At 38.6% G+C, this 11852-nt stretch carries 10 protein-coding genes; 5 read left to right on the forward strand and 5 right to left on the reverse strand.

Going from position 1 to position 11852, the window contains the following annotated elements; genetic code table 11:
* Window positions 1-255: 255 nt before the first annotated feature.
* Window positions 256-666, forward strand: a complete 411-nt coding sequence (locus QUE03_RS09955) for a GYF domain-containing protein (RefSeq protein WP_286267608.1) — start codon at window positions 256-258, stop codon at window positions 664-666.
* A gap of 73 nt (window positions 667-739) precedes the next feature.
* Complete coding sequence (locus QUE03_RS09960) at window positions 740-1765, forward strand: DUF4339 domain-containing protein (protein WP_286267611.1); 1026 nt, start codon at window positions 740-742, stop codon at window positions 1763-1765.
* 131 nt (window positions 1766-1896) lie between these two features.
* Here the strand turns inward: QUE03_RS09960 and QUE03_RS09965 are convergent, their stop codons facing one another.
* The 5 genes from QUE03_RS09965 to QUE03_RS09985 all read right to left on the reverse strand — a co-directional run bounded on the left by QUE03_RS09965 (window position 1897) and on the right by QUE03_RS09985 (window position 6401).
* Window positions 1897-2358 carry a hypothetical protein gene (locus QUE03_RS09965; RefSeq protein ID WP_286267613.1) on the reverse strand — a complete coding sequence of 154 codons (462 nt, stop codon included), beginning with the start codon at window positions 2356-2358 and terminating at the stop codon, window positions 1897-1899.
* Window position 2359: 1 nt separating this feature from the next.
* Complete coding sequence (locus QUE03_RS09970; RefSeq protein ID WP_286267614.1) at window positions 2360-3547, reverse strand: alkaline phosphatase family protein; 1188 nt, start codon at window positions 3545-3547, stop codon at window positions 2360-2362.
* An 80-nt stretch (window positions 3548-3627) separates the two neighbouring features.
* A complete protein-coding gene (locus QUE03_RS09975) occupies window positions 3628-4185 on the reverse strand; it encodes a phosphoribosyltransferase (RefSeq protein WP_286267616.1) in 558 nt (185 codons plus the stop codon).
* Window positions 4186-4258: 73 nt separating this feature from the next.
* A complete protein-coding gene (locus QUE03_RS09980) occupies window positions 4259-5233 on the reverse strand; it encodes a M28 family peptidase (protein ID WP_286267618.1) in 975 nt (324 codons plus the stop codon).
* Complete coding sequence (locus QUE03_RS09985; RefSeq protein WP_286267620.1) at window positions 5226-6401, reverse strand: tetratricopeptide repeat protein; 1176 nt, start codon at window positions 6399-6401, stop codon at window positions 5226-5228. Before QUE03_RS09985 ends, QUE03_RS09980 begins: the two co-directional genes overlap by 8 nt.
* Before the next feature lie 258 nt (window positions 6402-6659).
* Between QUE03_RS09985 and imuA the strand changes: the two genes are divergently transcribed.
* The 3 genes from imuA to QUE03_RS10000 are packed head-to-tail and all read left to right on the forward strand — an operon-like array spanning window position 6660 to window position 11850.
* A complete protein-coding gene (gene imuA / locus QUE03_RS09990; protein WP_286267622.1) occupies window positions 6660-7337 on the forward strand; it encodes a translesion DNA synthesis-associated protein ImuA in 678 nt (225 codons plus the stop codon).
* A 2-nt stretch (window positions 7338-7339) separates the two neighbouring features.
* Window positions 7340-8743, forward strand: a complete 1404-nt coding sequence (locus QUE03_RS09995) for a Y-family DNA polymerase (protein WP_286267624.1) — start codon at window positions 7340-7342, stop codon at window positions 8741-8743.
* Between the two features lie 11 nt (window positions 8744-8754).
* A complete protein-coding gene (locus tag QUE03_RS10000; protein ID WP_286267627.1) occupies window positions 8755-11850 on the forward strand; it encodes an error-prone DNA polymerase in 3096 nt (1031 codons plus the stop codon).
* The last annotated feature ends 2 nt before the right edge of the window (window positions 11851-11852 follow it).

The raw sequence follows: 11852 nt of genomic DNA on the forward strand, positions 1-11852 counted from the left end.
TTTTTTTTCATATCAGCATCATTTTTTAGAATTTTTGCCTCAGGCACCCTGTTTCAGTGGTTTTATCGCCAGTTTGGTCGCTCTTAAGTAAAGCTCTCGCAAACTGATTTTTTGAAATTATTGCAAGTTAGTTAAAATTTATCGTGATTATTTGGTTAAAAGTTGTTAGTTTTTAAGGTTCCGAATGGTGAATTTGCTGTTTTAGCCTTAAGCAACTGTTCGGCTCGAAAATTAAAATAAAAAAGGACTGTGACAATGATGAAGTGGTATTTTTCCAAAGATGGCGATATTAGCGGACCATTAGGATTGGAAGAATCAAATAAGTTTATTGCTAAACATGAAAACTTATACGCTTGGCACCCGAGCTATGCGCAATGGTTGCCCGTCGATTGTATTGATGAATTCGATACTGAGATATCTATTCCCAAGCCACCCCAAGCAATTCCTACGGAATTATTTGAAAATTTTATCAATGAAGAGCGAGAAATGCTTAATACCATGTCTCGAATTGAAAGTACGCTAGCTAATACGGTTACGTCATTGAGCGAATTAGATATTGATTCTTATATCTCAAAATCAAAACACTTGAACGAAGAAGTTAGAACAACGTTACGTAATATTGAGCAGCAATTTGAAGCTCTACAAAAAAATATTGCTGACGTTTAGTAAAGCGTTTAATTTCTCATATATGCTGTAATGCAGTATACAGATTGATTTTTCAACTAATGAAGTAAATATTATGACTATGAAAAAATGGTATTTTTCAAAAAACGGTAGTGTCACTGGCCCAGTGAATTTGGAAGAAGCGCAGGCATACGCTCAAGCGAATCCAGACATTTATGGGTGGCACCCATCGTTTAAACAATGGAAACCTGTTTCTCTTATCATGGAGTTAGGTAATATTGTTGCGACAACTAAACCTTCAATTCACCTGTTAACAGAGTTAGTAGAAAAATTTAAAATTAAGAAGCAAAGACTAGATAAGAAATTATCGGTGATTGAGCAACGAATTGAAGTAAATGAAAACCTCCTTTCCACCCTACATGAAGAAATCACCGTTTATAAAAAATTGACAGCTAACCTGAGTGATGGCGTTAAAGGGGCAATAAAAGGTATTGAACAACAGTATTTGGCATTACAAGAGAAACAATCTCGACTGCATGAGGCGTCTTCTATTTCAATGATGGAAATAGATACTTTAGTCAATGAATTTAATAGCCGCATTAGCGATAAAGCTAATGCAAATAACGTTGCAAGAAAAGATGTAGCGAATCAAAGTAACGCTAAGGTGATTAAGGCAAACATTAAGAAACAAGAGCAAACAGCTGAAGCTTTTTTAGAAGAGCAGATGAATGAGCCCCCTGCTCTAGTAGTTAATGCAGAGCCTGAAGAAATTGTTGATATTGACGCAACACCAACTAAGCAGGTTAACCAACGCAAAGTAAAATTGGTTGAAGTGAATGCGTTAGCACAAGACGCTGCACAGGAAGTCACTAGTGTCACTCAACCTGCAACCGAAACTGTTGATGAAACGAATTCCTTACCACAAGAGCAACAAGATAAGACTGGTTTTACCGGTATGAAAAGCCTAATTAAGTCAGTCTTTAAAGGCGATGAAGACAGCTCGGAAATTCAAGAAAACAGCTTAAGTAAATTACTTGCGATGGAAGAAGCTGAAGAAGAAAAAAAAGCGGCTAATCAGCCAAACATTGCAGAAGATGAACAAGATAAAAAACTAAAACGTCGAACGAGAAGGCGCAGGTAATTTTTTAACTTCATCGTTGAAAACTAAAGCCTATAGAGATATAGGCTTTTTTATTACTGAATTTTGTAACAGAGCAAAGGATATAGCTAGAAAACAACGATTAAGTTGAGTTCTCTCATAGGTTAAAACTACTAATCATATTCAAAAATAAGGTATTGCTTGGCGATTTGTAATGTCGCTTGTACTCCGTACTTTAATCCTTTAATTTCTTCGCTGATAATTTCCAATGTGTTTTTTGGTTGAAAATGTCCAATTTTTGTTTCTGCCGTTGGTTGGTAAATTAGCGCAGGATAGCTTTGATTTTGATATATAACGTGACAATGGGCAAACTTAAAATCTTCACAAGGCAATTCAGGGAACCAAACTAAGCGCTTAACTTCATGATCCCATGCTTTTAACTTAATGCTTTTGCATGCGAAAGCGGCATTAATTGTTCCCATGAAATATGGCGTTAGATCTAATCCTTGTTGTCTAAAAAAAGGCGATTGCAATGCAATTGTACCCTGAGGGTATGGAGAGTTTATAGCAAGCCCCGAAGCAACTTGATGGCCTTTCATTACTGTAAAAGGCATTAAGTCGACAGCAATACCCACTTTATTCTACCTTATACTCAAGTAATGGGTTGGTATTCGAGTGCTCAGTAGTGGGCAAATTAAGTAGCGCACATAAGAACGAGTGAATATATATATTGCTAAAGCCACTAACTCGGCCAGGTTTAATATTTGGCCCTTGGCTAATGAAAATACCATTGAGTTTTTTGCTCGATAATGGATCATAACCATGCGTTGCTTTATTTGTTGAGCCACTGCCACCATAGCTAAAACTATACGGTGGTAACGCATTAACAATGATATCTGGCATAGTGTCATCAAGCTGGTTAAAGTGCCAATGCTTTGGAAACTGACCATTAGCATAGGCTTGATATCTATTTTTCGATGACGAATTTAGCGCTATAACGGTTTCATTTACTAAACTTTTATTTTGTTCATAAATATAAAGCTGACTTTCTCCATTGTGAACCAAATCTAACGCTGATGATAAAGGTAAATCAGTTAATAAAATGGCATTATCTTGACCAATGTTGATCATGCCATGGTCTGAGACGATGACTAAATTTACCTCAATATCAAGTTGTGCTAATTGCTGGGTAAATTCACCAATGAGTTGATCAATTTGTGCAACGGCCTTTTTTACCTGAATCGAGTTAGGGCCAAAGCGATGGCCTGCGTTATCGACCAACGAAAAATAACTGGCAATAAAGTAAGGCTTTGTATCGGTTGGCATTTGTAACCACCGTATAATTTGGTTTAGCCGCTCTTTACTTGTAATTGCTTCATCATAAGCGTAGCGATATGTTGGTTTGAAGTTATTTATTGTTGCTTCTGATTCTGGCCAAAAGTAGCTTGCCGAGGTAATACCATTTTTTTCAGCAGTGATCCAAATGGGTTCAGCCTTAAGCCAGCTCGAGTCTTTTCGTCCATCCCCTACTTTATATTTTTTTTGTTTCACTCGATCGTAAAAACTGTTGTGAATAATACCGTGTTGACTGGGGTATTTTCCGGTAACCATGGTTAAATGGTTTGGAAAGGTTTTGGTTGGAAAAACAGGTGCTAATGCTGGGCTTGATAGCCCTTGATTTTTTATATCAAGTAAGTGTTTGGGCTGGTATCGCTCTATATATTCTGCAGAGAAACCGTCGATTGATAGTACAACGACTGGTGCACTGCTGGCTTCAACATTTACGCAAAATATGCAAGAAAATACAAAGAGAAATTTATTCATGCAATCTTCCTTTAATTGCAGCAATATAAATAAGCGTCATCATGATAGCATTTATAGATGACGCTTTTGTTATGTCAAAATTAGATAAATAATTCTTTTATATTGGCTAGGTCTGTTTTTCCGTTTGCAATCTCATCAGGGCTAAGGCCTGATAACTCATGAGGGAAAACTAACCAGTCTTCAGATTCATGTACGTAATAGTCAGGAACAATATCGACTTTAGTATTCTTAGGTTTATACCAAGGACAAGCAATTCGTATGTCTTGTGGCATATTTTTACGCATAAGATGAGACAACTGTTTGATCAGTGCGTCAATACTGCGGCCAGAATCAAAAACATCATCAACAATAAGTAAGCTATCAGAGGCGTTTGCATTTTCAATAATGTAATGCAAACCGTGTACTTTTATTTCCTTACTTTGTTGATTAATGCCGTAATAAGAAGAAGTACGTACCGCAATATGATCCGTTTCTACTTTTTTAAAGTCAAAAAACTCTTGTACAGCAATACCAATAGGCGCACCACCACGCCATATGCCTACAATAAATTCAGGGCGAAAGCCGTCTTCGTAAACTTTAGCAGCAACTTTAAATGAGTCTTCGAGTAATTCTTGCGCTGTGATGAATTTTTTTTCCATTGCACAAAGTACCTTATAAAAATGAATAGCAGAGATATCGGACCATTATACAATTAATTGACCAATTGGTTAATTATTTATTGTTAATATGCTCAGATATAAAGCGTAGTTGATCATAGATAATATTAGTTGAATGCCAAAGAAAAGGCTTATTTGCATGAAGATAATCATCGTTTTTGGTATGGTAATTTTCGTGTAGGCCGACTCCATAGTATATAAAAGGAATGTTTTTACGGTAAAAAGCGCCATGATCACTAGCCGTCTGCCAACTTCTTCTTAAATTGGCGCTAGAGCCAGAGCCTACAGCTCTCTTAAAACCTCGTTTTATTTTTATGTTTTGTTGATAGTGTCTGTCTTTAAACTCAAGGTATTCTTTTCGAGTTAATATCTGTAATAGATCATCTGAAATATAATGTAAGGCTTTTGTCGTTTTGCTACCTGAGAGCATATCTAAATTCATATTCAACAATATGTGTTGGGTCAGCGTACGGTGGTGTTTCAAAAAATAAGTTGCGCCCATTAAGTTATTCTCTTCTGCGTCACTTAATAGAACGATGACATTTTGCGCTAATGGTGATTTTGCAATTTGTTGCGCTATCATAAGCAAGGCTGATACACCGGATGCATTATCGTCAGCGCCATTGTAAATGGCTTTATTCTTTACACCTAAATGATCATAGTGTGCTGATAACACAATGAACTTATTAGATGGCAATTTACTTTCAATCACACCAACAATATTATTCGCATGATAATTCGTTAATCCATATTCAAAACTAAATGGGTGAAGGTATTCGTTCGAGAGAAAAGGTTTTATATTGAACTTAGTTAATTGAGCGATTAAATAGCGCTGTGCTGATTGACTACCAGTAGTCCCCACTTTTCGTCCAGCTAATTGATCAGAAGACAAATAAGCCAAATGTTTTTGTAATACTGTTTTGTCTATTTGATAGTTAGCTATGTGTAATGTGTGGGCGGCGTCAGGTGGAGAGCCTGCACAGCCCATAAGTAATAAGAACAATAATAATGAATAAAGGTCTTTAATCACGTCGTCTTAGTAAGTCTAATTTTGCGATATATTTGTCATCAATACTTTGAATTCTGTTGGTTTTAATTGCTTTTCTCATGGCACTTTGAGCTTTTTCGTTGTTTCCTGTAGCAGTATAAGCTTTGGCTAGACCAAAATAGAGTTCATGTAAGCGAGAGTCTAAGTTGATGGCCCGTTTAAAGTGTTTAATGGCTTGATATGGCAAACCGTCATACATGGCTTCATCAGCTAAAAGTGCATGGTAATAGGGATTATTAATGCGATGTTTAATAATGGCGCTGTCAATTTTTCTTGATTCGTCAAAATCACCACGCATTTCTAACAATATCGACAAGTTCGTTAAGGTGTTTAAGCTGTTAGGATCGATAGCTATGGCATGACGATAGCTTTGTTCGGCTAAATTAACGTGATCATTGAAGCGATATAAAATACCTAAATTAGCCCATGACGCATGGTATTTGGGTTCAACCTCGATAGCTGCTTTAAAATAGCGGTACGCTTCAATGTAATTTTTATCAACTAATGCCATTGCCCCTTTATTATTGTAAAACATAGCCGTTACGGTGTTTTTGCTGACGGGTGTTTTAGGGAAGTTTTGCTTTTGAATAAAAGGATCAAAGTCGACTTCTATGCCTTTGCTATCAAACAATAAGAGGCTTGATACTTGTTTCGGTCTTTTAATTTGTAAATTAACATGCCCTGACAACATGTTGTAATCACCATTGCGTACCCAGTATTCTGGCACACGAACGTCTTGAAATTCAGCATCTAAGCCTGCAAGTTCTGCTAACGAATAGGCTAATATGGTTAAAGAAATACAATTTGCGGTTTTTTGATTGTAAGCATCTTGTGCAATCATGGTGGCATTACTGCGATATGCTAAATTATTACTGTCAGTGCCAAAAATAAATTTAATCAGCTTTACTGAACGGGCATGAAAGTCTTTTTCTATAAGTACTTTACCCCTGACAGTTTTCTTAATGTCATCGGTAAGTGCAAAAATTTCCTGGGGAGGTTCTATATATACGGCCTCTTGGCCAATAAACAATTCATCTTTGAGCAATGATTCAGGGGTTTGGTTTAATTCAGTTTTATAAATCTTGGTCGTTTGACAGCCACTAACAAAGAGACAAAAGAAAACCCATCCCAATACTGGAAATTTAAGCATACTGCCCCTCTGTTACAAATTGCTCATATATTAAGCATATGACAAAATCATCAAAAAGGCTTGCCCTGCACTCTACTATTAATAATCCGTTACATAATGGTTTATTAAACTGTATTTAACCATATTGAAAAGTAAACAGTTTCATCACCTTGTATTAAATGTTGCACTGAATCTAGCCATAATTTTAATTTTCACGCTTCAGTCAGCTTGCAGGATCTTCCATTTAAAAATATACTGTAAATATATACAGGTGAACTTATGAATAAACTAATTCAAGAACTAAAGAAAAAACAGCTTGTTTGGCAAGGCTCCCGAAAAAACATTCAGCCAGAGCAAGTTCCTTCAGGCTACCGAGAAATTGATGAAAAGCTTCAAGGAGGCCTACCAAAAACAGGCATTATAGATATTGATACTGACATGGGAATTGGTGAATTGAGATTAATGATGCCATATGTCGCACAGCTGGCTCAACAACGGCTTGTCGTTTTTATTAATCCTCCTGCTTACATCAGTGCGGAGTACTTATATCGCGAAGGAATCGCCTTAGCTCAAGTCATCATCATTCAGGTAGAACTAGAGAAAGACGCATTATGGGCTGCTGAACAATGTCTAAAAAGTGGTGCTTGTTGTGCAGTTATACAGTGGTATCAAAATTTAGCGATACATCAAGTTAAACGGCTGAAAAATGCCACCAATGTCGGTGAAAGCCTTCATGTATTGTTTAAAAAACAGCAGCAATATGCTCTGTCTTTACCTGTCACTTTGAGTATGAAGTTAACGACACATAGCAAAGGGGTAAATGTTTCTATTCCTAAACGCAAAGGTGGCTGGCCTATCCCGAAGTTTTCAGTAGATATGTCTAAGCATTGGTCTGAGCTTATCGTACCATCTTCTGCGGAGAATGTTGTCCCGTTTCCAAAAGCACATGTGTTATAGAGATGACGGTATGGCTTTACTTAGATTTTCCAATATTACAGCTAGATACGCTTTATCATGTAGACAATCAAGCCGCGATTGTAATTGTTGACGGTCGTAACAATACCATTGTACAGCTCAATCATGTTGCTTTGCACTCTGGCATAACACTCGGCATGGGGATAGGCACCGCAACAGCGCTTTGTCAGCAACTGCAAATACACCCGTACAACGAACAGCTTGAGCAAGAAAAATTGAGTGAAATTGCTGATTGGCTTTATATGCATACGTCTGACATTAGCTTGGTAGAACCCAAAGGGCTATTGCTTCGAACTAACAATATGTTGGCATTATATGATGGGTTAGAGAACTACTGGCGGGCGTTAAAAGAGCATATTGTTCACTTGGGGATTCATTTTCACTATGCGACAGGGTTTACTCCTTATGCAGCTCAATTGCTGGCCAAAGCAGGAACCAATTTGATCACTCACAACCAAACCCTTGTCCTTGAGCGCATCGCATTACAGCCATTGGTAATGACAGAGTTACCAAGTAAAACAATTAAGCAGTTGACCCGAGTAGGCATTAAGCAGCTCAAAGCTTTACTTGATACACCATTAGTTGAATTAGCAAAACGCTTTGATGGTGATTTAGTGAATTACGTTGGTCAATTATCCGGACAATTTAAACACCCTGTGGTGTTTTATCAACCACCGGAATCATTTAAGCGCCATATTGAATGCCTGTACGATATTGAAAACCTTTTATGGCTAGAGCGCCCTTTGAGTATATTGTTAAAGCAATTAGAGCAGTTTTTGTTTATTAGAGGATTAGTTGCACATGAATTGCAGTTGATACTTCACCAACGGGACACCAAAGATATTTCACTTAGCTTATGTTCTGCTGCGGGTGAATACCAACAAAGCAAATGGTTGGTGCTTTTACAGCTTCGTTTAGGGTCTGTTGAGTTAGATGCACCTATTACTCGATTAACATTAGAAACTAAGCATCAAGTGGCTAAGCAAGCGACGGAATTTACTCTCTTTTCAGATAAACAAGGAGCAATAACCGAGACTGAGCTCATTTCAACGTTACAGGCAAAATTAGGCGAAGCTGCCATCATGGGAGTTCAATATATACCCGATGCACGGCCAGAAAACGCCAATAAATTATGCCAACCTTTATCAGCACCAAAGAATACTCCCAGCACAGCCACTAAGTTACGCCCAAGTTTATTGTTTCCCGTACCTGAGCCGTTAAAAGATAAAGTGACTGTAATGCAAGGTCCAGAGCGAATCGCTACAGGTTGGTGGGATGGTTCTCCTATTATACGAGATTACTTTATTGCACGATCTGAGCAAGGGCGCTGGCTTTGGGTGTACCGAACCCCTGAGCAAGAATGGTTCACCCACGGCACGTTTAGTTAGGTTATCAGAATATGCAATATGCTGAGCTTTTTTGCCAAAGTAACTTTTCCTTTTTACAAGGCGCCTCTCACCCTGAAGCATTGATCAAGCAAGCAAGTGCTTTGGGTTATCAAGCGCTGGCTATAACGGATGAATGTTCTGTAGCAGGAGTTGTTCGGGCTTATTCGGTCATTGAAAAAGAACAACTTAATATTCAATTAATCGTTGGTAGCTTGTTTCATATTGAAAGTGAATTAAGCGTTATTCTAATTTGCCCCAACCGCCTTGCCTACGCTGAGCTTTGTCGCATCATCACTAACGCACGCAGAAGAGCAAATAAAGGTGCTTATCAAATCTCACAATGGGACTTGATGTCGATACAATACTGCTTTTACTTGTGGCTCCCTCAAGGTAGTACGACTGATCGTCATTGGGGGAAATGGTTAAAAAAGTATCACGACAAACGATTATGGCTTGGTGTTCAGCGGCACTTAAAGTCTGAAGATAAGCACTATATGCACCACTGTGAACAATTGTCGCAGTGTTATGAGATACCAATAACCGCTTGTGGTGGTGTACTAATGCATAATCCCCACTCTTTACCTTTACAACATACTCTAACAGCGATCCGATTAGGTACTCCAATTAAAAAGGCTGGCCATGCGCTATTGTGTAACGCCGAGCGAGCCCTTCGCTCGAAAGAAAAGTTAAGCAAACTTTATCCTTCTAACTGGTTAACCGAAAGTCTTCTTATTGCCAAACGGTGCACTTTCAATTTACAAGAGTTACGTTATGAATACCCCAATGAATTAGTTCCTACAGGAAAAACGCCGATGGAACATTTACGTTTATTGGTGGATAAAGGCATTACAATTCGCTTCCCGCAAGGGGTTGATAAAACAATTAAAAGTGTTATTGATAAAGAATTGCTACTGATTGAAGAGTTAGATTATCCGTTTTTCTTCCTCACCATTCATGACATTGTGATGTTCGCTAAGCAACAAGGTATTTTGTATCAAGGTCGTGGCTCAGCAGCTAATTCCATAGTTTGTTATTGTTTGGAAATAACCGCTGTTGATCCAAGGCAAATTTCAGTACTGTTTGAACGGTTTATCAGTAAAGAGCGTAATGAGCCACCAGATATTGATGTTGATTTTGAACATGAACGCCGTGAAGAAGTGATCCAGTACATCTATAAAAAATACGGTCGAGAGCGAGCCGCCTTAGCAGCAACTGTGATCACCTATCGTTTTAAAAGTGCAGTACGTGATGTTGGTAAAGCGCTTGGTTTTAACGACACGCAATTGGATTACTTCATAAAGAATGTCAACCGACGTGACCGAGAACTCCCTTGGCAAAAGCAAATTATCGAATTAGGTATAGAACCTACGTCTTTACAAGGGCAACTCTTTATCTCGTTGGTTGAAGCAATTATCGGCTTTCCTCGTCATTTATCCCAGCATGTTGGGGGCTTTGTTATTTCATCTGGCCCCTTGTATGAGTTAGTACCGGTTGAAAATGCATCAATGGCTGAACGTACTGTAATTCAATGGGATAAAGACGATCTAGAAAGCTTAGGGCTGCTTAAAGTTGATGTATTGGCATTAGGCATGTTAACGGCAATTAGGAAGTCATTTTCATTGATTGAACGTCACTATCAACAAACACTTTCTATTGCCGACATTACTCGAAAAAAAGATGATGCGGATGTGTATAGGATGATTCAAAAAGCAGATACCGTTGGCGTTTTTCAAATAGAATCTCGAGCACAAATGAGTATGCTGCCTCGGTTAAAGCCTGCGTCTTATTATGATTTAGTCATTCAAATAGCGATTGTGCGGCCAGGTCCTATCCAAGGTGACATGGTCCACCCTTTTTTAAAACGCCGTAATGGAGAAGAAGAAGTCACCTACCCGTCTGCTGCGGTTAAAGATGTATTGTCGCGCACCTTAGGTGTTCCTATTTTTCAAGAGCAAGTGATTAAACTGGCGATGGTTGCTGCAGGTTTTACGGGTGGTGAAGCGGATCAACTCAGGCGAGCAATGGCAAAGTGGAAGAAAAATGGCGAATTACTGCAATTTAAAACAAAGCTGATTAACGGTATGCAAACAAGAGGCTACGATGTTGCTTTTGCAGAACGTATTTTTGAGCAAATTCAAGGTTTTGGTGAGTATGGTTTTCCAGAAAGTCACTCTGCGTCATTCGCTGTATTAGCTTATGCTTCAGCATGGCTAAAACATTATTACCCAGCAGTATTTTATACCTCTTTGCTGAACAGTTTGCCGATGGGCTTTTATAGTAGTTCTCAATTAATACAAGATGCCCGTCGCCATGGAATTACAGTATATGGCGTTTGCATCAATCATTCCGAATATGAACACACACTTATCGCCCAGCCATCAAATAAAGAACAGAGAACTACCAGCAACATGGCTATTCGCTTAGGTATGCGACTAATTAAAGGCTTAGGTAAGGAAACAGCAATTCAAGTAATTGAAAATCGCCCACAACTCGGTTTCACGCATATTCAACAGTTGAATAAGTTAGAGCTGAATAAGAGAGACATTGAATTATTAGCATCTGCCGATGCATTAAAGGTATTCGGCGGCGATCGTTATGCAACGCGCTGGTCGCTCATGAACACGGAAAATAGCCTGCCTTTATTTAATGAAACAGCAGTTTCAGCACCTGATCATCAACAGACTCTGAATTTGTTCGATGAACTGCACGAAGACTATGCGGCATTAGGACTTTCGCTAAACCATCATCCCATTACATTATTAACCCAAGCGGGTAAATTAGGTCGGTTTATTCGCATGCAAGACCTCCATGAAAAATCACATAAATCACTTGTCTCTGTTGTCGGTGTTGTTACCGGAAAGCAATCGCCAGGAACGGCTGCTGGCGTTACTTTTTTCACCTTGGAAGATGACACAGGTAATATTAATGTCATTGTATGGGCAGGCACCGCCAGAGCGCAAAAACAAGCTTACCTAACAGCAAAAATATTAAAGGTAACGGGCATACTTGAGCGTGAAGGTGATGTCGTTCATATCATTGCTGGCAAGTTGATTGATCTAACGGATACCTTGCCCAACTTTACAACGCGTTCAAGGGATTTTCATTAGCG

The sequence above is a fragment of the Thalassotalea atypica genome (assembly GCF_030295975.1).
In the GTDB taxonomy this organism is placed as follows: domain Bacteria; phylum Pseudomonadota; class Gammaproteobacteria; order Enterobacterales; family Alteromonadaceae; genus Thalassotalea_F; species Thalassotalea_F atypica.